Annotated in this window: 31 protein-coding genes; 27 read left to right on the top strand and 4 right to left on the bottom strand. The window is 67.6% G+C overall.

Translation table 11 applies throughout. The annotated features are described in order from the left end of the window. Window positions 1–101 precede the first annotated feature (101 nt). From WDZ97_RS08415 to WDZ97_RS08405, 3 genes are all read right to left on the bottom strand, one after another. Window positions 102–962 (bottom strand): flagellin, encoded by an 861-nt coding sequence (locus WDZ97_RS08415; RefSeq protein WP_304000989.1) that lies wholly within the window; start codon window positions 960–962, stop codon window positions 102–104. Between the two features lie 103 nt (window positions 963–1,065). Next, a complete protein-coding gene (locus WDZ97_RS08410) occupies window positions 1,066–2,031 on the bottom strand; it encodes a hypothetical protein (protein WP_425762452.1) in 966 nt (321 codons plus the stop codon). 96 nt (window positions 2,032–2,127) lie between these two features. Then, window positions 2,128–2,970 carry a flagellin gene (locus WDZ97_RS08405; RefSeq protein ID WP_020164129.1) on the bottom strand — a complete coding sequence of 281 codons (843 nt, stop codon included), beginning with the start codon at window positions 2,968–2,970 and terminating at the stop codon, window positions 2,128–2,130. A gap of 332 nt (window positions 2,971–3,302) precedes the next feature. On the opposite strand from WDZ97_RS08405, the gene WDZ97_RS08400 reads away from it, so the two are divergent. The 17 genes from WDZ97_RS08400 (at window position 3,303) to flgJ (ending at window position 16,611) form a co-directional block, all read left to right on the top strand. Continuing rightward, entirely contained in the window at window positions 3,303–3,647 is a 345-nt protein-coding gene (locus WDZ97_RS08400) for a flagellar hook-basal body complex protein FliE (protein ID WP_425762451.1), read from the top strand. Window positions 3,648–3,668: 21 nt separating this feature from the next. Further along, on the top strand, window positions 3,669–5,390 hold the full coding sequence (gene fliF / locus WDZ97_RS08395) for a flagellar basal-body MS-ring/collar protein FliF (RefSeq protein ID WP_425762450.1): 1,722 nt from the start codon (window positions 3,669–3,671) through the stop codon (window positions 5,388–5,390). Continuing rightward, window positions 5,362–6,399: a flagellar motor switch protein FliG gene (locus WDZ97_RS08390; RefSeq protein ID WP_304000993.1), complete on the top strand. Its 1,038-nt coding sequence runs from the start codon at window positions 5,362–5,364 to the stop codon at window positions 6,397–6,399. Before fliF ends, WDZ97_RS08390 begins: the two co-directional genes overlap by 29 nt. Next, on the top strand, window positions 6,396–7,109 hold the full coding sequence (fliH, locus tag WDZ97_RS08385) for a flagellar assembly protein FliH (protein ID WP_425762449.1): 714 nt from the start codon (window positions 6,396–6,398) through the stop codon (window positions 7,107–7,109). Before WDZ97_RS08390 ends, fliH begins: the two co-directional genes overlap by 4 nt. Further along, window positions 7,106–8,416 (top strand): flagellar protein export ATPase FliI, encoded by a 1,311-nt coding sequence (fliI, locus tag WDZ97_RS08380; RefSeq protein ID WP_425762448.1) that lies wholly within the window; start codon window positions 7,106–7,108, stop codon window positions 8,414–8,416. The genes fliH and fliI overlap by 4 nt, the downstream gene beginning before the upstream one ends. Then, window positions 8,413–8,844 carry a hypothetical protein gene (locus tag WDZ97_RS08375; RefSeq protein WP_425762447.1) on the top strand — a complete coding sequence of 144 codons (432 nt, stop codon included), beginning with the start codon at window positions 8,413–8,415 and terminating at the stop codon, window positions 8,842–8,844. Before fliI ends, WDZ97_RS08375 begins: the two co-directional genes overlap by 4 nt. A gap of 88 nt (window positions 8,845–8,932) precedes the next feature. Further along, window positions 8,933–10,306 (top strand): flagellar filament capping protein FliD, encoded by a 1,374-nt coding sequence (gene fliD, locus WDZ97_RS08370; RefSeq protein WP_425762446.1) that lies wholly within the window; start codon window positions 8,933–8,935, stop codon window positions 10,304–10,306. 38 nt (window positions 10,307–10,344) lie between these two features. Continuing rightward, a complete protein-coding gene (gene fliS / locus WDZ97_RS08365; RefSeq protein WP_304003135.1) occupies window positions 10,345–10,731 on the top strand; it encodes a flagellar export chaperone FliS in 387 nt (128 codons plus the stop codon). Further along, a complete protein-coding gene (locus tag WDZ97_RS08360) occupies window positions 10,724–11,035 on the top strand; it encodes a hypothetical protein (protein ID WP_304003134.1) in 312 nt (103 codons plus the stop codon). Before fliS ends, WDZ97_RS08360 begins: the two co-directional genes overlap by 8 nt. Continuing rightward, window positions 11,032–12,078 (top strand): flagellar hook-length control protein FliK, encoded by a 1,047-nt coding sequence (locus WDZ97_RS08355; RefSeq protein ID WP_304003133.1) that lies wholly within the window; start codon window positions 11,032–11,034, stop codon window positions 12,076–12,078. The genes WDZ97_RS08360 and WDZ97_RS08355 overlap by 4 nt, the downstream gene beginning before the upstream one ends. Window positions 12,079–12,083: 5 nt before the next feature. After that, a complete protein-coding gene (locus WDZ97_RS08350; RefSeq protein WP_304003132.1) occupies window positions 12,084–12,533 on the top strand; it encodes a flagellar basal body-associated FliL family protein in 450 nt (149 codons plus the stop codon). A 1-nt stretch (window position 12,534) separates the two neighbouring features. Beyond that, window positions 12,535–13,248: a FliA/WhiG family RNA polymerase sigma factor gene (locus WDZ97_RS08345; RefSeq protein ID WP_425762445.1), complete on the top strand. Its 714-nt coding sequence runs from the start codon at window positions 12,535–12,537 to the stop codon at window positions 13,246–13,248. A 30-nt stretch (window positions 13,249–13,278) separates the two neighbouring features. Further along, window positions 13,279–14,196: a flagellar motor stator protein MotA gene (gene motA / locus WDZ97_RS08340; protein WP_019918822.1), complete on the top strand. Its 918-nt coding sequence runs from the start codon at window positions 13,279–13,281 to the stop codon at window positions 14,194–14,196. Beyond that, the gene (locus WDZ97_RS08335; protein WP_425762444.1) at window positions 14,183–15,169 is read left to right on the top strand and encodes a flagellar motor protein MotB; all 987 of its coding nucleotides are present in this window, start codon (window positions 14,183–14,185) and stop codon (window positions 15,167–15,169) included. Before motA ends, WDZ97_RS08335 begins: the two co-directional genes overlap by 14 nt. A 50-nt stretch (window positions 15,170–15,219) precedes the next feature. After that, window positions 15,220–15,495 carry a flagellar biosynthesis anti-sigma factor FlgM gene (gene flgM, locus WDZ97_RS08330; protein ID WP_425762443.1) on the top strand — a complete coding sequence of 92 codons (276 nt, stop codon included), beginning with the start codon at window positions 15,220–15,222 and terminating at the stop codon, window positions 15,493–15,495. After that, the gene (gene flgN, locus WDZ97_RS08325) at window positions 15,492–15,911 is read left to right on the top strand and encodes a flagellar export chaperone FlgN (protein WP_425762442.1); all 420 of its coding nucleotides are present in this window, start codon (window positions 15,492–15,494) and stop codon (window positions 15,909–15,911) included. Before flgM ends, flgN begins: the two co-directional genes overlap by 4 nt. After that, window positions 15,898–16,611 carry a flagellar assembly peptidoglycan hydrolase FlgJ gene (gene flgJ, locus WDZ97_RS08320; protein WP_425762441.1) on the top strand — a complete coding sequence of 238 codons (714 nt, stop codon included), beginning with the start codon at window positions 15,898–15,900 and terminating at the stop codon, window positions 16,609–16,611. Before flgN ends, flgJ begins: the two co-directional genes overlap by 14 nt. On the opposite strand, the gene flgA is transcribed toward flgJ, so the two are convergent. Beyond that, on the bottom strand, window positions 16,605–17,339 hold the full coding sequence (flgA, locus tag WDZ97_RS08315; protein WP_425762440.1) for a flagellar basal body P-ring formation chaperone FlgA: 735 nt from the start codon (window positions 17,337–17,339) through the stop codon (window positions 16,605–16,607). The two genes, flgJ and flgA, sit on opposite strands and share 7 nt — an antisense overlap. 203 nt (window positions 17,340–17,542) lie before the next feature. Here flgA and flgB point away from each other — a divergent pair, with 203 nt between their 5' ends. The 10 genes from flgB (at window position 17,543) to flgK (ending at window position 25,524) form a co-directional block, all read left to right on the top strand. Further along, the gene (flgB, locus tag WDZ97_RS08310) at window positions 17,543–17,908 is read left to right on the top strand and encodes a flagellar basal body rod protein FlgB (RefSeq protein WP_425762439.1); all 366 of its coding nucleotides are present in this window, start codon (window positions 17,543–17,545) and stop codon (window positions 17,906–17,908) included. A gap of 2 nt (window positions 17,909–17,910) precedes the next feature. Beyond that, window positions 17,911–18,336, top strand: a complete 426-nt coding sequence (gene flgC, locus WDZ97_RS08305; protein WP_425762438.1) for a flagellar basal body rod protein FlgC — start codon at window positions 17,911–17,913, stop codon at window positions 18,334–18,336. A gap of 4 nt (window positions 18,337–18,340) precedes the next feature. Continuing rightward, window positions 18,341–19,009: a flagellar hook capping FlgD N-terminal domain-containing protein gene (locus WDZ97_RS08300; protein ID WP_425762437.1), complete on the top strand. Its 669-nt coding sequence runs from the start codon at window positions 18,341–18,343 to the stop codon at window positions 19,007–19,009. Window positions 19,010–19,026: 17 nt separating this feature from the next. Further along, the gene (locus tag WDZ97_RS08295) at window positions 19,027–20,214 is read left to right on the top strand and encodes a flagellar hook protein FlgE (protein WP_425762436.1); all 1,188 of its coding nucleotides are present in this window, start codon (window positions 19,027–19,029) and stop codon (window positions 20,212–20,214) included. A gap of 133 nt (window positions 20,215–20,347) precedes the next feature. Next, window positions 20,348–21,073, top strand: coding sequence for a flagellar basal body rod protein FlgF (locus tag WDZ97_RS08290; RefSeq protein WP_425762435.1), 726 nt, complete (start codon window positions 20,348–20,350; stop codon window positions 21,071–21,073). 46 nt (window positions 21,074–21,119) lie between these two features. After that, entirely contained in the window at window positions 21,120–21,896 is a 777-nt protein-coding gene (flgG, locus tag WDZ97_RS08285; RefSeq protein ID WP_019918811.1) for a flagellar basal-body rod protein FlgG, read from the top strand. Next, window positions 21,896–22,561 carry a flagellar basal body L-ring protein FlgH gene (flgH, locus tag WDZ97_RS08280; protein WP_425762434.1) on the top strand — a complete coding sequence of 222 codons (666 nt, stop codon included), beginning with the start codon at window positions 21,896–21,898 and terminating at the stop codon, window positions 22,559–22,561. The genes flgG and flgH overlap by 1 nt, the downstream gene beginning before the upstream one ends. A gap of 10 nt (window positions 22,562–22,571) precedes the next feature. After that, complete coding sequence (locus tag WDZ97_RS08275) at window positions 22,572–23,723, top strand: flagellar basal body P-ring protein FlgI (RefSeq protein WP_425762433.1); 1,152 nt, start codon at window positions 22,572–22,574, stop codon at window positions 23,721–23,723. Between the two features lie 2 nt (window positions 23,724–23,725). Next, window positions 23,726–24,148 (top strand): rod-binding protein, encoded by a 423-nt coding sequence (locus WDZ97_RS08270; protein ID WP_425762432.1) that lies wholly within the window; start codon window positions 23,726–23,728, stop codon window positions 24,146–24,148. Then, window positions 24,145–25,524 (top strand): flagellar hook-associated protein FlgK, encoded by a 1,380-nt coding sequence (gene flgK / locus WDZ97_RS08265; RefSeq protein ID WP_304003108.1) that lies wholly within the window; start codon window positions 24,145–24,147, stop codon window positions 25,522–25,524. Before WDZ97_RS08270 ends, flgK begins: the two co-directional genes overlap by 4 nt. Window positions 25,525–25,532: the final 8 nt, after the last annotated feature.

The following is a 25,532-nucleotide window of genomic DNA, read 5'->3' as shown; positions in this document are numbered from 1 at the left end:
ACGTCGGTCGCAGGCCAAAAAAAAGCCAGCCGCACTGACGGGCGCGGCTGGCTCAGCCTGCTGCACACGGACCCCGGAGGGTGCGTGCCGCGGGGGGAGGGTTACTGCATCAGCGACATGACGAGCTGAGACATGCTGGAGCTCTGCTTGAGCATCGAGGTGCCGGCCTGCATGAGCATCTGCTTGGAGGTCATGTTGGCGGTTTCGGAGGCGTAATCGACGTCCATGATGCGACCACGGGCCTGTTCGGTATTGGTCTTCATGTTGGCCAGGTTGTTGTAGACATGGTCGAGCCGGTTCGACGCCGCACCGAGGTCGGCGCGCACCGAGCCCACCTCGTTGATGCGCGACTCGAGCTGGCCGATCGCGGCCGTCGCGTTGGCCGAAGTCAGGATTTCACCGAGCGAGGTGGCGGTGGCGTTGCCGGCGCCGGTGGCGAAGGCAGCGTCCAGGTTGGTCAGCTTGGTCACCACGTCCACCGTCATCGTTTCCGCGGCGGCGGCGCCGATCTGGAAGGTGGTGGTGGCCGCGCCCAGCGAGCCCGCGCCCTTGAGCAGCGCCTGACCGCCGAACTTGGTATTCGTCATGATGTTGCCGATTTCCGCCGCGAGCTGCTGGTACTCGGCGTTCATCGCGGTCTTGTCGTTGGTATTCGATGCACCGTTGGCGGCCTCGGTCGCCAGGTCCTTCATGCGGAGCAGGATGTTGGTGACTTCGGTGAAGGCGCCTTCGGCGGTCTGCATCATCGAAATGCCGTTCTGCGTGTTGCGCTGGGCCACGGCCATGCCGCGGGTCTGCGCGTTGAGGCGGGTGGCGATCTGCAGACCGGCGGCGTCGTCCATCGCGGAATTGACGCGGAAGCCGGTGCCCAGGCGGGTCATCGAGGTCGACAGGGCTTTCTGGGTACCGCCCACCGAGTTCTGTGCGGTCAGGGCGGCGGCGTTGGTGTGCAGGCTTAGCATGGAAGATCTCCGGATAGGGGGTTCTGGCTTCGGACCACCGGCGCGAGAAGATTCGCGCTTTCGATGTCCTCATCCGGACAGGGCGACGCTGGCGCGCCGGACCTTAAATCGGCTGTGTCGTTCTTGCTGCGGGAAGGTGTGAGCCGCCGGACTGCAGCGCCGTCAGCGCGAGCAGCACTTCGGCGGCGACACGGAACAGCGGCAGCGGCAGGTGAGCGTGCAGTGCCGACGGACGGGTGATGTCGAGCCCCCTCGTGCGCAGTCCGCCGGCGGGCACGCGCAGCAGCCGGCATGACGCGAGCCGGGTGCCGGCGAGCACCAGGGCCGCCGCCAGCGCGGGCAGAATGTCGCGCACATGGGCGACCGCCCGGTCGCCATCGATGCGGAACTGCAGATGTACGCCGGCGGCAATTTGCAGCCGGACCTGCACCATGCCCTCGCCAGGCAGTTCGATCTCGATCAGCAGAACGGCCGACGCGGCAGCGGCGGCACTGTGCTTCGCATCGTCGTCGTCGCCGACGAAAAGTCGGGCCCGCTGACCGTCGGTCAGATGCACAGGGAATATCCAGCGCTCGCTGCCGGGCAGCGGGAGCAGGGGCGGGGCGCTGACGCGGCCCGGTTCGCCGGGCAGCGAGGGCGTACCCGTGGCGGCGCTGTCCGCGCGCGCCAGTTCGGTCGTGATCTGCCGGAACACGCGGGTACGCAGTGCGGTGGCGAGGTCCAGCGCGCCGGGCGCGCGCCAGCGCAGATGGCGCAGCAGCAGCTGGTCCGGCTGCATCGCCGCCGACAGTTCATCGGCCTGCGCCGACGGCCGGGCGGAAAGACCGGGCGCCTCGGCGTCGACCTGAAGTTCGACCGCAGGCGAGGTGGACAGCACCCGGACGGCAAGGCGCTCCCCCGCCACCAGCGGCCGACCCAGCAGCGCCAAGCCCTGCAGGCGGGACGCTACCGCGTCGTCCGCGGTGTCGACGGCCGCGCCGGCGTCCGCCGGCAGCGGCAAAGGCAGACGCTCGGGAGGGCGCCGCAACGGCAATGTCAGGGCGAGACGCGGAATCCTCTCTATCGTCATGGCGAATGCTCCGGATATGAAAGAGCCAACCGTCCGGCGGGCACGGTTGGCTCGTCCTGCGGTGCGCGGCCCACGGGGCCGCGCGGGCCATCAGCGTTACTGCATCAGCGACATGACGAGCTGGGACATGCTGGAGCTTTGCTTGAGCATCGAGGTGCCGGCCTGCATGAGCATCTGCTTGGAAGTCATGTTGGCGGTTTCGGAGGCGTAGTCGACGTCCATGATGCGTCCGCGGGCCTGTTCGGTATTGGTCTTCATGTTGGCCAGGTTGTTATAGACGTGGTCCAGGCGGTTCGACGCTGCACCAAGCTGGGCGCGCACACCGCCGACGTCGTTGATCCAGCCTTCGATGTCGCCGATCGCCGTCGCCGCGGTGGCGGCGGTCGTGATGTCGCCCAGCGTGGCGGCCGTGGTCAGATCGGTCACCAGCGCGGCCAGATCGGTCGATACGTCGACCGACATCGTTTCCGCGGCGGCGGCACCGATCTGGTAGGTGATGGCGCCGGCCTGCAGCGAGCCCGCGCCATTGAGCAGGGCCTGACCGCCGAACTTGGTGTTGTTCAGGATGTTGCCCAGTTCGGAACCCAGTTCCTGGTACTCGGCGTCCATCGCCGTCTTGTCGTCGGTGTTCGACGCGCCGTTGCGGGCTTCGGTCGCCAGATCCTTCATGCGCAGCAGGATGTTGGTGATTTCGGTGAAGGCGCCTTCGGCGGTTTGCATCATCGAAATGCCGTTCTGCGCATTGCGCTGGGCCACGGCCATGCCGCGGGTCTGGGCGCTCAGTCGGGTGGCGATCTGCAGACCGGCGGCGTCGTCCATCGCGGAATTGACGCGGAAGCCGGTGCCCAGGCGGGTCATCGAGGTCGACAGGGCTTTCTGGGTACCGCCCACCGAGTTCTGTGCGGTCAGGGCGGCGGCGTTGGTGTGCAGGCTCAGCATGGAAGATCTCCTGGTCTATGTCGGCGGGTGCGGATCGGGCGTCATGCGCCCTCCACCCTGACAGGCGACCGACACCGACCCGGTCTTAAATCCGCCTCACCCCTTCGCTGCCGCGTTTGCCGCGCCCTCATGTGAACTTTCTCACGTGAATTCTTCCTTGTGGCATTTAATCGGTTATTAATCAATGGTTTGTGTCGTTCATGAAGTTTGTATTTACATGTAAAGTTCTCGCCCGCGGGGTCGATACATACACGTACGGTTAAGCAGCGCATGCTGTTCCACATAACACCTGCCGGGCATCGCTGCCGGCAAGACAAACAGGTAATGCGTGTATGGGATACGAATTCGCCAGCGCGATCGGCGCCAACAAGGCACTGATCGAAGCCGATGCCACGAACATGGTTGCGAGCGCCGCCATGCCGCTCCAGCCGGCACTCCGGTTCGGCGGTGGCGACGGCGCCGGATTTGCCGGTGCCATGCAGGACGCCGTGCAGCGCGTCGACGCGATGCAGCACGAGGCTTCGCAGCGGATGGAAGCGGTGGACAGCGGGCAGAGCGATGACCTCGTCGGCGCCATGCTGGCCAGCCAGGAAGCCAGTCTGTCCTTCTCGATGCTGATGCAGGTGCGCAACAAGGTTGTGGGGGCCGTCGAGGACCTCATCAAGCTGCCCCTCTGACTCTGACCCGGAACAGCCCACGTGATCGCAACCGTACGCGGCGGCCTGCAACGCCTGCGCGCCGGCTCCGGGGCCATGCCCTCGCTGCCGCCGGCCTTCCTCAAGAGCCTGGTTCCGCTGATGGTGATCGCCGTCGCCGTGACTGCGCTCGTCCTCATGTATCTGTGGCAGGACCAGGCCAGTTACAAACCCGTGTTCGGCGCCCGACAGAAAGTGGCGACGGCCGACATGATGTCGGTACTCGATGCCGAAGGCATTCCTTACCGCCTGCACCCGGAGAGCGGGCAGGTGCTGGTGCCGGACGCCCAGCTCGGCCGGGTGCGCATGCTGCTCGCCGCCAAGGGCGTGGCCGCGCAACTGCCTGCCGGCCTCGAACTGATGGACCAGAACGACCCGCTCGGCGTGAGCCAGTTCGTACAGGACGTGCGTTACCGGCGCGGCCTGGAAGGTGAGCTGGCGCAGAGCATCCTGACGCTGGACGCGGTCGATTCGGTACGCGTGCATCTGTCCATCGCCCGCTCGACCTCCTTCGTCGCCACCGACGGCGAGAAGAGCACCGCGTCGGTGGTGCTCGGCCTCAAGCCCGGGCGCACGCTGAGCCCCGAGCAGATCGCCGCCATCGTCAATCTGGTCGCCGGCAGCGTGTCGACGCTGGACCCGCAGCGCGTCAGCCTGGTCGACCAGGCTGGCAACTACCTGTCAGCCCGCGTCGATCTGAGCGACGGCTTCGAGACGCACGGCGGCAACGAGGCCGCACACCGCTTCCAGAACGAGGCGCGCGGCAATGTGCGCGACCTGCTGTCGCCGGTGCTGGGCGAGCACAACTACCGCGTCAGCGTGACCGCCGAGGTCGACAACGACCGCGTCGAGGAAACGCACGAGAAGTATGGCGAGGCGCCGCGCGTTACCAGCGAGGCGACGCGCGAGGAGCAGGACCGCAATCGCGTCGCGCTCGGTGTACCCGGTTCGCTCAGCAACCGCCCGGTCGCCGCACCGGCCGCCCAGGCGCCGGCGCAGCCGGGTGCCGCCGGAGAGCAGCCGCCGGCTGCTGCGGCTGATGCCGCCGGCGCGCGTAAGAACGCCTCGACCCGCCAGTACGCCTACGACCGCAGCATCACGCAGATCAAGCGCAGCCGTGGCCGGCTGCAGAAGCTCAATGTCGCCGTCGTGCTCAACAACGCGGCGGCGGCCGATCCGGCCAAGGGCTGGAGCGAGGCCGAGATCAGGAACATCGAACGCATCCTCGCCAATGGCCTGGGCATCAACGCCGAACGCGGCGACCAGCTGGTCGTGTCCGCGCTGAACTTCCCGGCGCAGCCGGAAGCGCCGGCCTGGTGGGCGCAGCGCGACAACATCGTCGATATGGGGTCGTGGCTGCTGTATGCCGTGGGCGGGCTGCTGGCACTGCTGTTCGTCGTGCGCCCGCTGGTGCGCTCGGCGCAGCAGCGCATTGCACCGGCCGCCACGCAGGACGACGACATTCCGGTGCGCGACGCCACGCCGGACGCTGTGCCGCCGGCCGTCGGCGCGGCGCCCGCTCTGGCGCTGGACGGCGCCGGTGCCGCGGACGGCAGCCCGGTGGTATCGCTGCTCGAAAACTACGACCTGCCGCCGCCGGGCTCCCCGGTCGACGTGCTGGTCGAACATCTGAAGGTCCTGGCCGGCAAGGAGCCGGAGCGGGTCGCCGAAGTCGTCAAGCAATGGGTGCAGAAGAATGGCCGATCCGAACAACCCGCTGAGTAATCCCATCATCCCGTCGGGCAGCAATCTGAGCCCGCTCGAGCAGGCCGCCATCGTGCTGCTGAGCATGGGCGAGGAGCCGGCGGCCGGCGTGCTGCGCTGTCTGTCGCGCGAGGAACTGCTCGAAGTGACCGGCGTCATGTCGCGCCTGAGCGGCATCAAGGTCGAGAGCGTACGCACCGCGATCCAGCGCTTCTTCGACGAGTACCGCGAACAGAGCGGCGTGCATGGCGCCTCGCGCGCCTACCTGAAGCGCTCGCTCGATCTGGCGCTCGGCGGCGAGATCGCCAGCAGCGTGCTGAACAGTCTCTACGGCGACGCTATCCGCCCGCTGATGGCGCGTCTGCAGTGGGCGTCGCCGAAGTGGCTGGCCGACTTCATCGCCGACGAACACGTGCGCATGCAGGCGGTATTCCTCGCCTTCCTGCCGCCGGCGCTGGCCGGCGCCGTGATCGACGCGCTGCCGGTCGACGGGCGCGACCTGCTGCTGCTGAACGTGGCGCGGCTGAAGGAGATCGACCACGAACTGCTGGTCGAGCTGGAAGAGCTCGTCAACCGCTGCCTCGCCAGCCTGGGTTCGCAGAGCGCCAGCGTCGAGGGCACGCGTCAGGCTGCGGAAATCCTGAACCGGCTGTCCGGCAACAAGCAGCAGATGGTGGAACAGCTGCGCGCACGCGATCCGCAGGTGGTGTCCGAGATCGAAATGAGCATGTACGACTTCTACATCCTGTCGCGCCAGTCCGATACGGTGTTGCAGCGCCTGCTCGAAGACGTGCCGCTGGAACAGTGGGCGATTGCGCTCAAGGGTGCCGAGCCCGAAGTGCGCGACGCCATCATGCAGACCATGCCGCGCCGTCAGGCGCAGAGCTTCGAGGACACGATGCGCCGCACCGGCCCGGTGCCGCTGAGCCGCATCGAGCAGACGCGCCGCGAAATCATGGCCCAGGTGAAGACGCTGGTCGACGCCGGCGAGATCGAGGTGCAGCTGTTCGCCGAGGCCGTCGTCGAATGAGCGGCGTGCGCCCACACCGCTTTCCGCCGCTGGCGCAGATCGCCGCCGGCCGCGCTGACGGACAGTCCGCCGCGCAGTACCAACAGTCGCTGGCCGACGGATTCCGGCAGGGCATGGACGAGGGCTACCGCGTCGGCCATGAATCCGGCTTCGCCGACGGCCTGGCCGAAGGTCGCGAAAGCGGCCGCCAGGAAGGCCTGCAGGCGGGGCGCGAGGAGGCGATGCGGCAGACGCTGGCTTCGTTCGAACAACTGGCGCGGCCGCTCGACGCCATGCTCGAACGGCTGCAAGGCCTGCAGGCGGACTACCAGACCGCACTGCGCAAGGAGGTGGTCGACCTGGTGGCGCGCGTCGCCCGCCAGGTGATCCGCTGCGAACTGGCGCTGCAGCCGGCGCAGCTGCTGTCGCTGGTCGACGAGACACTGGCGGCGATGCCGCCGACCCGTCAGGGCATCGAGGTGCACCTGAATCCGGAAGACCTGAAGCGCATATCCGAGATCGATGCGCCGCGTGCCGCGCGCTGGCATCTGGTCGCCGATCCGCGTCTGGAACTGGGCGAATGCCTGGTGAAGGCGGGCGATCACGAAGCCGACGCCGGCTGCGCGCAGCGACTGGCCGCCTGCGTCGAACAGGTGCGCGCACAGCTGCTTGATGGCGTCGACCCGCCAGCGGCGGCCATCGAAGCCCCCTTCGCTGCGGAGGCCGCATGATCACCGACGTGCTGCGCCGTCTGGAAATCGGCGACGTGCCGGTGGCCACCCCCACCGGCCGTCTGGTCGGCGCTTCCGGCCTGCTGCTCGAAAGCGCCGGCTGCCCGCTCTATACCGGTCAGCGCTGCCAGATCGAAACGATGGACGGCGGCTGGCTGGACGCCCAGGTGGTGGGCTTCCGCGACAAGCTGTCCTTCCTGATGCCGTTCAAGAAGCCGGTCGGCCTGACCACCGGCGCCCGTGTGCTGCCGGTGCAGGACAAGCTCGATCTGATGATCGGCCCGTCCTGGCTGGGACGCATGGTCAACGGTCTCGGTGAACCGATAGACGGCCTCGGCCGCCTCGGTGGCGAACATCCGCTCGACCCGCATCCGCCGCGGGTGCACCCGCTGAAGAAGAAACGCGTATCCGAGCCGCTCGACGTCGGCGTGCGCGCGATCAACGGTATGCTCACGCTGGGCAAGGGTCAGCGCGTCGGTCTGATGGCCGGCAGCGGCGTCGGCAAGAGCGTGCTGCTCGGCACCATCACCCGCCAGACGGCAGTGGACGTGGTCGTCGTCGGTCTGATCGGTGAGCGCGGTCGCGAGGTGCGCGAATTCGTCGAGCTGTCGCTCGGCGAGGAGGGGCTGAAGAAGGCGGTCGTCGTCATCGCGCCGGCCGACGAATCGCCGCTGATGCGACTGATGGCGACCGAACTGTGCCATTCCATCGCCGCCCATTTCCGCGACCAGGGCAAGGACGTGCTGCTGCTGGTCGACTCGCTCACCCGCTATGCGATGGCGCGGCGCGAGGTCGCACTGGCACTGGGCGAGCCGCCGGCCACGCGCGGCTATCCGCCGTCGGTGTTCTCGCTGCTGCCGCAGCTGGTGGAGAGCGCCGGCAACGGCGAGAACCCGGTCGGCAGCATGAGCGCGATCTACACCGTGCTGGCCGAGGGCGACGACCAGCAGGACCCGGTGGTCGACACCGCCCGCGCCATCCTCGACGGTCACATCGTGCTGACGCGCGAACTGGCCGAACGCGGTCACTACCCGGCGATCGACATCGCCGCGTCGATCAGTCGCTGCATGGCGCTGGTGGTCGACAAGGCGCATCTCAATGCCGCGCGCAGGGTGAAGGAGATGGCGTCGCGCCATGCCCAGGTGCGCGACCTGATCCCGCTCGGCGCCTATGTTGCCGGCGCCGATCCGCAGACCGATCACGCGGTGTCGCTGTATCCGGACATCGAGGCCTATCTGCGCCAGGGCGTGGCCGAAGCGGCGCCGATGGCGCAGTGCGTGGCGCGCATGCTGGAGCTGGCGGCATGACGACGAAGACATCCATTCGCACGCTGGCGAGACTGGTGGACGTGCGCGAGCGCGAGGTGGACCGCCTGCAGGCCGACATGGCCGGCAAGCTGGCATTGCGCCAGCGCTATCTGGGCAATATCGAACGGCTGCAGTCGCTGTGCGACGGCGTGCCGCAGACCGGCTCGCTGCACCCGCTGCTGTCGATGAACAGTGCCGGCTACAAGCAGTCGGTGGCCGACATGGTGGTGGTGCACCGGCAGGAACTGGCCGCCCACGAGATCGAGATCGATCTGGCGCGGCGCGAACTGGCGCTTGTTTCGCGCCGCTGCGAAGTGCTCGACCAGCTGCTGCTGCGCCAGCGCAGCATGGCCGCGCACGGTGCGCGCGTCAGCGAACAGAAGCGGCAGGACGACATCGCCGTCCAGGTGTGGGGGCGTGCGCCGTGAGCGTCCGTTCCGCATCGATTTCAGTTTTTGTTCACGCCGGTCGCCTTGAACGGTGGACGCGTCCGCTAACCGTTCACAGGAGCCAGACATGAGCACTTTCGATCCCGTCACCACCGCCTCGCAGCTTGCGACCGCCTACATCAGCGCGTCGCAGACCCAGGTCGACACGCAGAGCAAGAAAGCGCAGGCCACGACGTCGGCGCTGACCAAGCTGCAAAGTGCGCTGCAGGCCTTCGACAGCGCCTTGTCGACGCTGTCGTCGAAGAAGGGCGTCACGCAGAACACCGCCACGCTGAGCAGCACCGGCGTCGGCACGGCGAGCGCTTCGCCCGGGGCGGTGGCGGGTGAGTATCCGCTGTTCGTCGAGCAGGTCGCCAGCGCCCACCAGGTGGTGTTCACCGATCTGCCGGCGGTGCCGGTGCCGATGAGCGGCATGCTCAGCATCAACCTCGCTGGCGGTGCAACCATCGGTGTCGATTTCTCCGGCGCCGACATGGACGCCGACGGCACGCTGTCGCAGACTGAGATGGCGCGCGCCATCAATCAGGCCAGCGGCAACCAGGGCAAGGTCACGGCGATGGTGATGACCGCCGGCGGCCAGACGCAGCTGGTGCTGTCGTCGACCGAAACAGGTGCCGACGGCCAGATCACGCTGGACACCAGCGGCCTGCCCGCCGGCGCGTTCAAGGATTCGCTCGACAACGGCAGCGAACTGACGGCGGCGCGCGATGCCGTCGTGTGGCTGGGTGCGCAGGGAAGCGGCGTGCGTCTGCAGCAGGCGTCGAACACCTTTACCGCCATCCAGGGTGTGACGATGAACTTCACCCGCGCGATGGCGGCGGGCGAGGCGCCGCTGACGCTGAAGGTGGCGGGCGACAGCGGTGGTACCGCGGCCAATGTGCAGAGCTTCATCGATGCCTTCAACAAGCTGAAGACCAGCCTGGACGAGCTGACCAGCACCGGCGATGCCGAAAGCGGCGTCGCGGCGGCGGCTTTTGCTTCCGACTCCGGCATACGGTCGCTGCGCAATCGGCTCGACAGCCTGGTCCGCCAGGAGGTCGGCGGCTTGCGCCTGATGGATTTCGGCGTCAGCGCCGACCGCAACGGCAGGCTGTCCCTTGACTCGACCAAGCTGGACAAAGCGATCGCCGCCAATCCGGATGCCATCGATAGTCTGTTCGGCAGTGCCAGCACCAGTTCCGGCAGCGGGCTGCTCGGTGGTTTCGCCAGCTATATGGACGTCTGGCTCGACTCCGCCGGCGGCCAGATCCAGCGCCGCAAGGACACGGTGCAGAGCCAGCAGAAGGCGCTCACCACGCGCCAGACCCGTATCGACCTGCAGTACGACAACGCTTACCAGCGTTATCTCGTGCAGTTCACGCAACTGCAGTCGCTGCAGTCGCAGATGGGGCAGACCACCAGCATGTTCGACGCGCTGTTCGCGAGCTCGTCGGCCAGCTGAGGACTGCCTGTCCGCCAACGAAACCGGAAACCCATGCCTTGAACTACGACGCCTACCAGAGCTACCACGCCGTCAATCTGAATGCGCAGACGGCGCGCGCGACCCCGGTGCAGCTCGTGCTGATCCTGATGGACGGCCTGCTCGAGGAGATCGCGCGCGCACGCGCCCACATCGAAGCCGGGCGCTACGAACAGAAGGCGCTCAGCCTCGACCGCTGCGTCGACATGCTGAACGGCCTGGCCAGTTCGCTCGATCCGGACAGCGGCGGCGACGTCGTGGCCAATCTGGACTGGCTGTACGACTACTGCGCGTGGCGCCTCAGCGAAGGCGGCATCAAGCTCGACACCGCACCGCTGGACGAGGTGAGCGGCTTGCTCGGCACCTTGCGCCGCGGTTGGGTCGGACTGGCGGACGGACATGACTGACCGCCATACCTTCGCCCGCATCGCCCGCCGGCTCGAAGTGGCCGCGCTGAGCGATGACTGGGCCACGCTGGCGGCCGCCGATCGTGAGCTGGCCGCCGTGCTGCAGGGCGTCGCCGACCGACGCGATCTGTCTCTGGCCGATCGCGATGCGCTGCTTGCGTTGCGCAAGGCACACGACGGCGCGCTTGCACGCTGCGTCGAAGCGGGCGAACGCCTCGGCGAACGGCTGTCCGAACTGGGCGCCGGGCGTGACGGCTGGATGGCCTACGCATACGACCTCGAACTTTCCGGTAGCCACTCATGACGCAAAACATCCTCACCCTGGGCAGTGCGGCGCCGGCAACGCTGCCGACGTCGGCACCGGCGCTGCCTGCACCGTCGGCCGGCCTTTTGCCGACGTCGGCCACGAGTGCACCGCAGGCCTTCGTGGATCTGTTCCGCGCGCTCGGTCTCGCGTCGCCGGACGTCGTCGTAGGCGAAGCATCGACGCAGCGGACCGACACCGATATGCCGGGTGTGGACCGTGCTGCCTTCGATGCCCGCCTGCCGTCGCAGTCATCGCTGCCGGCCGCGCTGCACGCGAGCAGTGGCATCGCCGAACACGACGTGGGGGCCGACGAAGTGCAGTCCGGCGAAGCCCCGGCACTGCCCGTCTCTGTACTGGCGGTGCCGCTTCCGTTGCCGTCGCAGCCGCTGCAGTCCGCCCCGGCTGCCGCAGCCGGCCGCGCGCTCGCACCGGTGGCCCCTGCCGGTGGCGCTGCAGCTGTGCTGCCGTCGCTGCCGACCGACGGACCGCGCGCTGACGTCGTCGAGACCGTACAGCCGGTGCCGCAGTCGGCACATGGTCTGCAAGCGGCGGTCATGCCATCGGCACCGGCGTCAGCCGAGACCGTACTGAAGCTCGTCCCGGCCTCGCCGCACAGCTGGCAGCAGCCGCTGACCGATGCATTGGGCGAACGCCTGCAATTGCAGACCGTGCAGCATGGCGAGCGGGCGGTGATCCGCCTCGACCCGCCGACGCTCGGCCGCATCGAAATCATCGTGCAGCAGGATGTGGGAGGTGCGCTGCAGGTGCATCTGAGCGCCAGCAACGGCGAGGTGCTGCGACAGCTCCACGCCATCGGCGACAGCCTGCGCGCCGATCTTGGCCAGCGCCATGCGCAGGGCGACGTAACCGTGGTCGTCGCCGAATCCGGTCGCGATGCCAACGGCCGCGACGCCGACGGCCGCTCACGCTCGGGACAACAACAGCAGGGCAGGGACGACGAGAACCCGGGTGAGGCACTGGCCGAGGCACAGGCCGGGGCCGGGATGTCGCGCTTCGCTCTGGCGACGGACGGGAGCTGAATCCGATGAAGAAGGCGATCATTTTCGCGGTGGTCGGCGTCGTGCTGGCGGCGGCTGGCGGCGGCGCGGTCTGGTGGTTCGGCATGAAGGACGCTGGCGGCGCCGACGCTCAGGCTGCGGTGCCGAAGGAGGCCGTGCCGCAGAAGTACGTGAGCCTCGACAAGGTGGTCGTCATGCTGCGACGCGCGCCGGAGGAGAACGTGACGCGCTACATGTCGATGGATCTGGTGTTCACCACCGCCATCGAGAAGGAGAAGGACACCAAGGAGCACCTGCCGCTGCTGCGCAGCATCGCGGTACGCGCGCTGGCGTCGATGACCGCGCAGCAGGTCAGCGCGATGACCATCGACGAGTTGGCGGCCGAGGTCAACCGAGCCTTCACGGAAGACTACGACAAGGCGCATCGCAGCAAGCCCTTCGTCGAGGCGATGGTCGGCAAGCTGATCGTTGAATGACATGGACATGCATTCGGACTACGCCGAGGTGAGCAGCGCGGCGGCGCGCACGCTGAACGCCGCCGAGGAGCAGCGCTGGCTGGTGGAGTACGCGCCGCTGGTCAAGCGCATCGTGCGCCAGCTGCTGTCCCAGGTGTCCGGAGCGATGGACCGCGAGGACATGGAGCAGATCGGCCTGCTCGGCCTGCTCGAATCGCTGCGCCGCTACGGTACGCCCGACCAGGGCTTTGCCGGCTACGCGGCGCTGCGCGTGCGGGGCGCCATCCTCGATGAACTGCGGCGGCAGGACTGGCGGCCGCGCACCGTGCGCCAGGACAGCCACCGCACCCGCGACGCGGTGCGGGCGCTGACCCGTCAGCTCGGGCGCGAGCCGACCGAGGCGGAAGCGTGCGCCGCGCTTGGCATCGAGGCTGACGCCTTCCAGGCGCACCTGCTGGCCGAGAACGCCGAAACCATCGCCAGCTTCGACGAACTGGTCGGCGAGATGCACGAGATGGCGGCTGCAGGCCAGACGCCGGAAGAACAGTTGATGACGCGGCGCAGCCTGGCCCAGGCGCTGACCCGGCTGGACGAGCGCGAACAGCGCGTGATCCAGCTCTATTACGAGTTCGAACTCAGCTACCGCGAGATCGCGGCGGTGCTGGACCTGACCGAAGCGCGCATCTGCCAGATCAACAAGGGCGCGCTCAGGAAAATGAAGGCATTCCTCGGCTGACCGCCCGGGAAAACGAAGAGGAAACGAATCATGCAGTCCATCGTAGGCGTCGCCATCATCCTGATCAGCGTGTTCGGCGGCTTCATGCTGCATGGCGGGAAGCTCGCAGTGATCTGGGAACCGATCGAACTGATCATCATCGTCGGCGCCGCCGCCGGCGCCATCGTGCTCGGCAATCCCGGTCACGTGCTTAAGGAAATGTGGCTGCAGCTGCGCAAGGTGATGCTGCGGCGCAAGCAGGGCGAGGAGTTCCAGCGCCAGCTGCTGCTGCTGATGTACGAACTGCTGCAGACCGCGGCCGGCGGTCTGAAGGCGCTGGACGCCCACGTCGAGGCGCCGCAGGAGAGCGAAATGTTCCGCCGCTATCCGCTGATACTCGAAGAACCCAAGTTGCTGCACTTCATCGTCGACAACTTCCGGCTGATGGCGATGGGCAAGATCAACGCGCACGAACTGGAAGGCGTGCTCGAACAGGAAATCGAGGCGATCCACGAGGAAATGTCGCAGCCGGCGCGCTCGCTCGGCAAGATCGGCGAGGCGATGCCGGGCTTCGGCATCCTGGCCGCGGTGCTGGGTATCGTGATGACGATGAACGTCGTGGCCGACGGTGCAGGCACCGGCGAAATCGCGGTGCGCGTCGGCTCGGCCATGGTTGGCACCTTCATCGGCATTTTCTTCTGCTATGGCGTGCTCGACCCGATCAGCAACATGATGAAGCAGCTGGTCGGCGAGGAGCTTCAGGCCCTGGAGTCGGTGAAGGTGGTGCTGGTGACCCATGTGTCGGGCAAGCCGCCGCTGCTGGCGATCGACGCCGGTCGTCGCCTGGTGCAGCTGAACATCAAGCCGAGTTTCGCCCGCCTCGAAAGCTGGATCAATGCGATGCAGGGCGCCGGCGATCCGGATGCCACGCCGCGCCGCCGGGCCGGAGACAAACGTGTCGAAGCCTGACGCGCATGGCGCAACCGTCGTCAAGCGCGTGTCCGGAAAGGGACACGAGGAGTCGCACGGCGGTTCGTGGAAGGTCGCCTTCGCCGACTTCTGCCTGGCGCTGCTCTGCCTCTTTCTGGTGTTGTGGCTGCTTGCCTCGCGCGAGCAGGAATCGCTGGAGCAGGTGCTGCGCGCGTCCGACAGCAGCCGCATCGACGAGGGCAGCGGCCTGATGGCGCAATCGCTTGGCGGTCCGCGCGGCAGCCTGATCGAGCGCGAGCCGATGCCGCCGCGCGAGGGCATGTCGGCGCCGGGCGAAAGTGCGGCGCGCGGCGAAACCGCGCCGGCGGACGGGCCGCGCACCGCGCGCGTGCGCTACGAATCCGTCGCCGATATGGAAGCGCTGGCGCGCGTGATGAAGAAGATGAGCGCGGACGCCGGTCTCGAAGGCAATCTGCAGTCGGTGGTTACACCTTATGGCCTGCGCGTGATGCTGCACGACACCGACCAGCAGGGCATGTTCGACCGCGGCAGTTCCTTCGCCACCGAGCGCTTCCGCAAGCTGCTGCGTTCGCTGGGGCCGCTGTTCGCGCAGATGGAGAACCAGATGCTGATCGTCGGTCACACCGATTCGGTACAGTATGCGAATCGCGATCACGCGGCGTTCTCGAACTGGACGCTGTCGAGCAACCGTGCGCTGACCGCGCGATCGCAGTTGCTGGCTGGCGGCATGCCGACCAGCAGCGTGCTGCAGGTGGTCGGCATGGCGGATCGCGCGCCATTGAATACCGAAGATGCGACGGCCGGCGTGAACCGGCGCATCGAACTGTTGATACTCACCAGCCGGCAGGCCGAACTGGTGGCGGCGATGTATGGCCTGCCGAACGAGCGGTTGCCGTTTGCCGAAGGCGCGCATGCGGCCATGCCGGACCGGGATGCGCTGGAGCAGCTGCGAACGCAGCTGGTGGCGCCGTCGGCCGGCACCGGCCGCTGAATCGCGCGGACAGGTGAGCTTGCATGCGAACACGATCGAGAGGACATCAGATGAGAATCACAGGCAGCGGTGCAGCTGGCGTCAACGCGCCAGGTTCGGTCAGCGGTAACGGGCCGGTGGAGGCGCCGCAAGCGGTCGCGCCGGCGTCGCCCGCGAAGTTGCAGTCGTCGACGCTGCAGCCGGCGATGGAGGCGATGCGTGCACTGCCGGAAATCGATCAGGCGCGCATCGATGCGCTGCGCGAGGCGCTGGCACGCGGCGAGGTGCCGTTCGACGCGGACAAGCTGGCCGGCCTGATCGAACGCTTCCACGGCAGCAAGGGATGAAGCGCGGCGAGGCCATCGCCCGCCTGCTGCGCGACGTGCTCAGCGATGTGGCGGACTACGGCGCGCTGCGCCTGCTGCTCGACAGCCAGTTCGACGCCGCGCTGCGTCACGACGCGGCGGCGCTGAGCACGCTGGCGGCCCGCATCACCGATGCGGTCCAGGTACTCGATGCCAGGCGCCGGCTGCGCGCCCGTCTGGTGGCTGGCCTGTATGGAACGGAGGGGCGCATGGAACATGTGTTCGCCGAACTGCCGGAGGACAACCGCGAACGCTGCCGCGCGATGTGGACCGGGCTGCAGGCACGGGTCGCCGACTGCAAGCGGCTCAATGCGCGCAACTGCCTGCTGATGACCGACCAGTACGAAATCATGCAGCGCGTGCTGCACGGCGAGGACCAGACCTATGCTCCGGCCTGAACCGGCGCGGGCGCTGACGCCCAATGTCGAACCGACCCGTCCGGCGGCGCCGGTCGGGGTCGCCGGTCAGTTCGCGCCGCTGTTCGGCGAAGTGTCGGCCGAGGTCGACCGCTTCATCCGCCAGGGGTCGGCCGGTGCTGCAGACCTCATGGGCAGCACGGCCACACTCAGTCCGGAAGCCCAGCTGCTGCGCAACGCGACGCGGACCGCGGACGCGGACACGCCTGCGGACGAGGCTGGGCGCCGCGACTTCGTCGCCGGCATCCGCCCGTGGGCGGCCGAGGCGGCGCGCCGTCTTGGCGTCAGTGCCGAGGCGGTGATCGCGCACGCGGCGCTCGAGTCCGGCTGGGGCCAGAAGCCGCTGCGCGCGGCCGACGGCACCGACAGCCACAACCTGTTCGGCATCAAGGCGGGCGGGGCATGGCGCGGCGCCACCCTGGAGGCGCGCACGACCGAACATCTGGACGGCGCCGACGTGTCGGTCAGTGCGTCCTTCCGCAGCTATGCCGACGGTGCCGGCGCTTTCCGCGACTACGCGCGCCTGCTGCTCGACAACCCGCGCTACACCGGGGCGCTGAATGCAGGCGACAACGTGCAGGCCTTCGCCGACGGGCTGGTGCAAGGGGGCTACGCGACCGATCCGGCCTATGCCGACAAGCTGGTGCGGCTGGCCGGACAGATCCGCACGCGGGGCTACTGAGCGGCGCGCGTGACCGGCTCGACGTCGCCCGCGCCGGTGACGCGCGCGCGCAGAACGTTGCCGGACGACCGGTTGCGCACACGCACGACGTCGCCGATGCCACCCGAGTCGAGCGCCTCGCCGGACACCTGGACTTCGATGCCGTCGTTGCGCGCGACGATGCGCACCTCGTCGCCACGCTTGACCAGCAGCGCGGCCGCCAGCTGGCGTTTGCGCAGCAGGTCGCCAGCGCGCAGCGGACGGCGTCCGGTCATGCCGATCACCTCCGACGGATCGGCGAAGAAATCGGCGACGGCGGTCACGTCGCGCGCGTCGACGTCGATGTCGGCGTCGCCGATCGGATGGCCGGGCGCGATATCGGTCGCCGCGACGACCACGTCGGCGACGATGCGGGCGCGTGCCTGCACCTTGCGCGTCCAGCCGCCGTCGTCGCTGCAGCGCGCGGCATAGCGCAGGTGCGACGGTGATTTCACGTCCACCGCCGCAACCTCGATGCGTCCGGCGCAGGGCGGCGGCGGCTTATAGGGCGGCTGCACGGTCACGCTGATGCGCGCGTCGGTCAGCCCCATGCGCTCAGCCTGCTGTTCGAGCTGAAGCCGGGCGGCCGCCTCGACGTGGCGGACGATCTGTGCGGTGCCGTCAGCCTGCGCGGCAGCGGGCAGGCAGGACAGTGCGACGACGACGGCGAGTGCGTGACGCATGCTGTTCGGGTGAGTCTTTCGGTGCATCGGGGTCTCCTGTGGCCGGTGAAGGTAACAGCAATGCGGGCGTGAGAAATATCCGCATCCGGGGCCTCAAGTTCGCCGGCGGATTGTCGATGGTGTCCCTGAACTATACGCATACGCTTAATAAACGCCGACAGGATGGACGGCGGTGTCGCATCGCTGCGACGCCACCGGTCACCTCGTCAGCGATCCAGACAGGAGCCGACATGGGTATCGATTTCGGGAAGGCGCTCGGCGTGCATGGCCAGGCCCTGCAACTGCGTGCCGAGCGCACGCGGGTGATCGCCGAAAACATCGCCAACCAGAACACGCCGGGCTATCAGGCGCGCGACGTCGACTTCGCGTCCAGCCTGCGGCAGGCGATGGCGGGCGAGGCCGGCGGCCTGTCGCTCGACAGCGAGGGCGGCGAAACGCTCTATCGCGTGCCCTATCACGCGGCGCAGGACGGCAACACGGTCGAGCTCGGCGTCGAGCAGGCCGCCTTCTCGCAGAACACCTCGGATTTCCAGATCAGCCTCACCTTCGCCAACATGAAACTCAAGGGGCTGGCGAAAGCCATCGCCGGACAATAGCCATGTCATTCCGCGACATCACCCAGATCGCCGGCTCGGCCATGGCGGCCCAGACCGTGCGCCTCAACACCATCTCCAGCAACCTCGCCAACGCGCACTCGGCATCCGGGTCGGAAGAGACCGCCTACCGCGCACGCAAGCCGGTGTTCGCCACGCTGCTCGGCGGCGAGGACATCGGCGGCGCGCCGGCGGTGGCCGGCCGCGTGCAGGTGCTCGACGTGGTCGAGAGCACCGAGCCGCTGCGTTCGGTGTACGAGCCGGACAACCCGTTGGCCGACGAAGACGGCATGGTGTTCTACACCAATGTGAATTCGGTGGCCGAGATGACCGACATGATGTCGGCGTCGCGGGCCTTTGAAACCAATGTGGAGGTGCTCGGTCGCGTCAAGTCGATGCAGCAGGCCCTTCTGAAACTCGGAGAAGGGTGAGGCCATGCAGACCAGTCAGGTAGTAGGCGGCAGCCAGGGCAGCGCGTCCGACGCGGTGCAGGCGGCGAACGGCGAACAGGGTTCGCCGACCGAACTGTTCACCAAGCTGCTGGTGGCGCAGATACGCAACCAGAACCCGCTGGAGCCGACCGACCCGAGCGACTTCGTCAATCAGCTCACGCAGCTCAGCCAGGTCGAGTCGCTGCAGGCGCTGGCCCAGCAGACCGGCGCCAACGCGTCGGTGCTGTCCAGCCTCCAGGTGCTGGCGCTCGGCGCGCAGGTCGGTTCGGAAATCATGGTGAATACGGACACCGTCGAGGTCGGCAGCGAGCCGGTCAGCGGCGCTTTCACGCTGGCGTCGTCGAGCGCGCGCACGACACTCGTGCTGAGCGGCCCGGACGGCGTCGAGCGCCGCATCGAACTTGGCACGCGGGCAGCCGGCGAAGTGCCGTTCGAACTCGATCCCGCAGAGCTCGGCCTGCCGGCCGGCGCGCACACGCTGCGCGTCGAGACCGAAACGGGCGAGACGCCGGCCACCGAGATTGCCGGCCGGCTGCTCAGCGTGCGCATGGCCGGCAGCGGCAATGTCGCCCTCAACGTCGCCGGCCTGGGCGAGGTGTCGCCTGCCTACATCACACGTTTCAACGGCCGTCCGGCCACGTCGGTCAACTGAGAGAGAGGATACGGTCCATGAGTTATGAAATCGCGCTGTCCGGCATCAATGCGATCAACACCCAGCTCGAAACCATCAGCAACAACATCGCCAACACCGGCACTTACGGCTTCAAGTCCAGCCGCGCCAACTTCGCGGCGATGTATGCCGGCACCCAGCCGACCGGCGTCGAGGTGGCTTCGCTGACGCAGAGCATCGACATCGGCGGCGGCGTGCTCACCACCGGTCGCGGACTCGATGCGGCGATCCAGGGCCGTGGCTTCTTCGTGACGCGTGATACCGCCGGCGCCTCGCTGTTCAGCCGCGTCGGCATCTTCTCGACCGACAAGGACGGCTATGTCGTCGACACCTTCGGCCGCCGGCTGCAGGGCTACGAAATGCAGTCCGGCAGCACCACGCTGGGCGCCATGGGCGACCTCAAGGTGCCTGCCGGCCAGGTGCCGGCCAAGCCGAGCGACACGCTGCAGTACGTCGGCAACATGTCGGCCGACTGGGCAGCACCGGCGGCCGCGCCTTTCGATCCGGCCAATCCGCTCACCTTCAACAGCTCGCAGGTGGCGGTCGTGTATGACTCGCTGGGCGGCAAGCACAGCGTCGGTCAGTACTTCGTCAAGACCGGCACCAACCAGATCACCGCCCACTACACCTTCGACGGTGCGGCACTGCCGACGACGACGGTGATGGGCTTCAACACCAGCGGCGCGCTGGTCACGCCGGCCGCACCGGTCGCGCTGGCGCTCGGCACGCCGGCGGGGGCAGCTGCGCTGAGTGTGGACATCGACTACACCGGCACCACGCAGTTCGGCGGCGACGCCACCGTGCGGGTCAATGCCGCCAACGGCTACGCGTCCGGCACGATGATAGGCGTGCAGATCGCCGAAGACGGTTCGGTCATCGCGCAGTACAGCAACAACGTGAAGGAACCGGTCGGCCGCATCGCGCTGGCGGTGTTCCCTGACGAAGCTTCGCTGACCCCGGTCAGCGACACCAGCTGGACCAGTTCGTCGCTGTCCGGCGATCCGCTCTATTTCACGCCGGGCACCGGCATGGCCGGCTCGCTGACCGGCGGTGCGCTGGAGCAGTCGAACGTCGACATGACGTCGGAACTGGTGAGCCTGATGTCGGCGCAGCGCAACTACCAGGCCAACAGCAAGGTGATCTCGACGCAGACCGAAATGATGCAGTCGCTGATGCAGGCGCTGTAAATGAGAGACCCCCACGCTCACTTCGTTCGCTGCCGTCCGCAGGGGCTGCGCTCGTCCTTGGGGCGGCCCGGCGGACGGCGCGGTGCCATGTGTATGCGATTTGGATTGCGCGACGCGCAGTGGAGAGACTGAGATGGATGCGCTGATCTACACGGCGATGAGCGGCGCCGAACGGGCGCTGCACGCGCAGCAGGTGCGTGCCAACAACCTCGCCAACGCCGATACGCCCGGCTTTCGTGCCGATCTCGAAATGTCGGTCAGCGAGGCGGTGCAGGGCTATGGCTACGACGCACGCCACCTCGGCCGGCTGCGCGCGGACTCGGTGTCCAACCGTCAGGGCACGCTGAAGCAAACGGACCGCGAGCTCGACGTCGCCATTTCCGGTGACGGCTACCTCGCCGTGCAGTGGGGCGATGGCGAGGCCTATACCCGGGCCGGTGCGCTGACCGTCGATGCCGAAGGCACGCTGACGGTGAATGGCCGCGCGGTGATGGGCGAGGGCGGCCCCATCGTGCTGCCGCCGTATTCACAGCTGGCGATCGGCGAGGACGGCACGATTTCCATCCGTCCGCCCGGCCAGCCGCTGATGCAGCCACTGGAACGCCTGAAGCTGGTGCGCCCCGATCCGGCAACGGTGATCAAGAACGAGGCCGGCCTGCTGGTGAGCCGCGGTCAGGACGAGCTGCCGGCCGATCCGACGGTGCGTGTGCGCGCCGGTTTTCTCGAAGGCAGCAATGTGTCCGCCGTCGAGGAAATGGTGGCGACGATGACGCTGAACCGCGAATTCGAACTGCAGATGAAGCTGTACAAGGCCGCCGACTCGATGGCCGAAACGGGCAACCGCCTGATCCGCGAATGATGAACGGCAGCACTGCCGACACAGGAGAAACGACATGAATCCCGCAATGTGGATCAGCAAGACCGGCGTGCAGGCGCAGGACGCGAAGCTGCAGGCCATCGCCAACAACCTGGCCAATGTGAACACGGTGGGCTTCAAGCGCGACCGCGTGCTGTTCGAGGATCTGTTCTATCAGATCGAACGCGAACCGGGCGCGCAGCGCGACGACAACACGGTGAGCCCGGGCGGCGTGCAGCTCGGTACCGGTACCCGCCTGGTCGCCACGCAGAAGGTGTTTACCACCGGCAATCTGCAGACCACCGGCCAGTCACTCGACGTCGCCATCTCCGGCATCGGCTTCCTGCAGGTGCAGCGCCCGAACGGCGACATCGCCTACACCCGCGCCGGCCAGCTGCAGAAGAACGCCGAAGGCCTGCTGGTGACCGCGCAGGGCCTGCCCATCATTCCGGAAATCAACATCCCGCAGAACGCCACGGCGATCACGATAGGCGAGAACGGCATGGTGTCGGTCACCGTGCCGGGTCAGGCCGCGCCGCAGGAAGTCGGCCAGCTCACGCTGGTGAGCTTCGTCAATCCGGCCGGCCTGCTGGCCATGGGCGACAACCTCTACCAGGAGACCGCGGCCAGCGGTGTGCCGACCGAAGGCAACCCGGGCGAGGAAGGCCTGGGCAAGCTCAAGCAGGGCGCGCTCGAAGGTTCGAACGTGCAGGTGGTCGAGGAAATGGTGGACATGATCGCCGCCCAGCGCACCTACGAAATGAATACCAAGGTGCTGTCGGCGGCCGACAACATGATGCAGTACCTCGCCCAGGCCGTGCGCTGATGCGTCACCCGGCCCGCGTCCTCGCGCTGCTCGCGTCGCTGTGCCTGACGGCCTGCGCGAACCTCGAACACAAGGCGCCGCCGCTGGCCGAGGCCGACCGCCTGCCGCCGCCAGTGCAGCCGCCCGCGGCCGGCGCTGCGGGCGGCGTGTTCCAGCCCGCCTCGGCCTGGTCGCTCACCTCGGACAGCCGCGCCTTCCGCACCGGCGACGTGGTCACCGTGGTGCTGCAGGAAACGACGCAGGCGAGCAAGGCGGCCGGTACCACCTTCGGCAAGGAAAGCGGTGTCGCGATGCAGCCGACGGTGATCGCCGGCAAGCGCTTCAAGACCGACGTCAGCGTCGACGCGCAGTCCGACTTCAAGGGCAACTCGACCAGTTCGCAGCAGAACCGGCTGCAGGGCTCGATCACCGTCATCGTGCACGAGGTGCTGCCCAACGGCCTGCTGCGCGTCAGTGGCGAGAAGACGCTGTACCTGAACCAGGGCGACGAGACCGTGCGCCTGCAGGGCTATGTGCGCGCGTCCGACATCAGTTCGGACAACACCGTGTCCTCGCAGCGCGTGGCCAATGCCCGCATTTCCTATTCCGGCGAAGGCGTGCTGGCGGACGCCAACAGCCCGGGCTGGCTGCTGCGCTTCTTCGTCGGCGCGCTGATGCCCTTCTGAGGATGAAACGATGATCTTCCGCCGGACGCTTGCCGTCCTGTTCTGCCTCGTGGCCGGCGCTGCATTCGCTGCGCCGAAGGCCGCGACGAATGCCCGTGCTGCGGCCGTACCCGCTGCACCCGCAACCCAGCCGCTGCGCAATCTGGTCAGTGTCGAAGGCGTGCGCGAGAACCAGCTGATCGGCTTCGGCCTGGTCGTCGGCCTGCATGGTACCGGCGACAGTACGCAGGTCAAGTCGGCCGGGCAGTCGGTGTCCAACCTGCTCAAGCAGTTCGGCCTGAAGCTGCCGGAGGGTACGCAGAGCCGCAGCAAGAACGTGGCGACCGTTATGGTCAGCGCGGTGTTCCCGCCGGGCTACCGCAAGGGGCAGAGCATCGACGTCACGGTGTCCTCGCTCGGCGACTCGAAGAGCCTGCGTGGCGGCACGCTGTTGCTGACCCAGTTGCGCGCGGCCGACGGCGAAATCTATGCGCTGGCCCAGGGCAACCTGGTGGTCGGCGGTCTCAGCGCGAGCGGCCGCAGCGGATCCAGCGTGACCGTCAATACGCCGACCTCCGGACGCATTCCGAATGGTGCGACGGTGGAACGGGAAATCATGACCGATTTCGACGTGCGACCGACCGTGCTGCTGAGTCTGAAGCGCCCGCATTTCCAGACGGCGACCAATATCGTCGGTGCGATCAACGGCCGTTTCGGCCAGGTGGCGTCGACGCGTGATGCCACCGCCATCGAAGTCGTGGCGCCGGCCGATCCGACGCAGCGGGTGGCTTTCGTCGCCCAGCTCGAAGCGCTGCCCGTGGTGGTCGGCGAGACGACGCCACGCGTCGTGTTCAATTCGCGCACCGGCACCGTCGTCATCGCCGAGGGGGTGACCGTGCGTCCGGCCGCGGTGTCGCATGGTTCGCTGAAGGTGATCATTTCCGAGAGCTCGAACGTGAGCCAGCCGGCACCGCTGAGCCGCGGCGAAACGGCGGTCACGCCGCGTTCCAAGGTCGAAGTGGAGCAGGGCGACGGGCGCATGTTCAACTGGCCGGCCGGTGCCAAGCTGCAGACCATCATCGACACCGTGAACAGCATCGGCGCGACGCCGGACGACATCATGGCCATCCTGCAGGCGCTGGACCAGGCTGGCGCCATCGATGGCGAACTGATCGTGATCTGAGCATGAACATCCACGACATCGCATCGTCCGCAGCGCCAGTCCAGACGGAGGCGCAGACCGTGCCGGTCGCACCGCAGGTCGATCCTGCCCTGCTGAAGAAGGCGACCGAAGCGGCCATCAAGTTCGAGAGCTTCTTCATCAGCGAAACGTTGCGCCAGATGCGCCGCAGCACGCGCGAGATGGCGGGCGAGGACAGCATTTTCAAGGACCGCGTGAACGAGGACATGCTGGACCTCGCCGACGGTCTGGTCGCCGACGCGATGGCTTCGCAGCGCGCTTTCGGCATTGCCGACATGCTGCTGCGCCAGTTGCTGCCGCAGCCGGCACCGGTTGCGTTTAATGCGCCGGCGCCCATGGTCGCCTCCAGTAAAGGGGAGCACGCGGAAAGCGCTCCCGGCCACGCAACGACCCGGAACAACCCATGAGCCTGATCAACAACGCATTGACCGGAACCCTGGCGGCGCAGGCCGCGCTCAGCGCCACCGGCCAGAACATCGCCAACGTGATGACGCCCGGCTACACCCGGCAGGCGGCGGTGCTGGCTTCGGTGCAGCCCATGCAGAGCGGCGCGCTGTCGGCCGGCAGCGGCGTGGCGGTGTCGTCGCTGCAACGTTTCAGCGACGACTACAAGAACCTGCAGATGTGGCAGGCGGCGTCGGAGCTGTCGAACCGCTCGACCCGGCAACCCTATCTCGACCAGCTCGAACAGGTGATGGGGGACGACGCGTCCGGCATCAACAACGGTCTGGACGCCTTCTTCAGTGCGCTGAACGCGGCCAGCGTGGAGCCGAGCTCGGTGCCGCTGCGCGCGCAGGTGATCACCGCGGCGGACGCGCTGGCCCAGCGCTTCAACAACCTGACCACGGTGCTCGCCAACCAGCGCGCCTCGATCGCGCAGCAGCGCACGACGCTGGTGGCGCAGATCAATTCCAGCACCGCGTTGATCGCCGATCTGAACAAACGCATCTCGCTGGCCGAAGCGGCCGGCGTCAATGCTTCCGGCCTGATGGACGCGCGCGACCAGGCGATCGACGGGCTGGCCGGCATGGTGTCGATCCAGGTCGTGAATCATCCGGACGGCTCGCGCAATGTGTCGCTGAAGAGCGGGCAGCCGCTGGTGGTGGGCACCACGGCGTCGCGCCTCGAAGTGCAGGACACGCCGGCCGGCACCCAGGCGCTGACGCTGAAGTTCGCCAGCGAGGTGTTCGCCGTGCGCGACGAAGGTCTGGGCGGGCAGCTCGGCGGACTGGCCGATTTCGAGTACGGCACGCTGATTCCGCTGCGCCAGTCGATCGGCGACATCGCTTCCGAGATTTCCACGCTGATGAACGCTCAGCTCGGTGCCGGCTACACGCTGGGCGGTGCCGCGGGCGGCCCGCTGTTCGTCTATGACGCGTCGAGTTCGACCTCGATGCTGTCGGTCGCGCCCGGCGTGCTGCCGCAGGACCTGGGCTTCTCGTCCGACCCGACCAAGCCCGGCAACAGCGACAACCTGCTGGCGATGATCGCGCTGCGCAATCAGCCCATCACCGTGACCTCGCTCGGAACGGTACGGGTCGGCGACGCCAATACGCAGCTGATCGGCAAGCTGGGCATGGACAGCCAGCAGAACCAGGCTTCGCTGACGACGGCGACCACGGTGCGCAACCAGGCCGAGGAAAGCTGGAAATCGACCAGCGGCGTGAACAACGACGAAGAGGCGGTGAACCTGATCCAGTTCCAGCAGATGTATCAGGCCAATATGAAAGTGATCACCGTCGCCAACGAGCTGTTCGACAGCACGCTGGCGATGATGGGTTGAGGAGACGG

Source organism: Methyloversatilis sp. MC4-4 (assembly GCF_049843555.1).
GTDB lineage: Bacteria > Pseudomonadota > Gammaproteobacteria > Burkholderiales > Rhodocyclaceae > Methyloversatilis > Methyloversatilis discipulorum_B.
The sequence above is the reverse complement of the archived record's forward strand: the minus strand, read 5'-3'. Positions and strand labels throughout refer to the sequence as shown.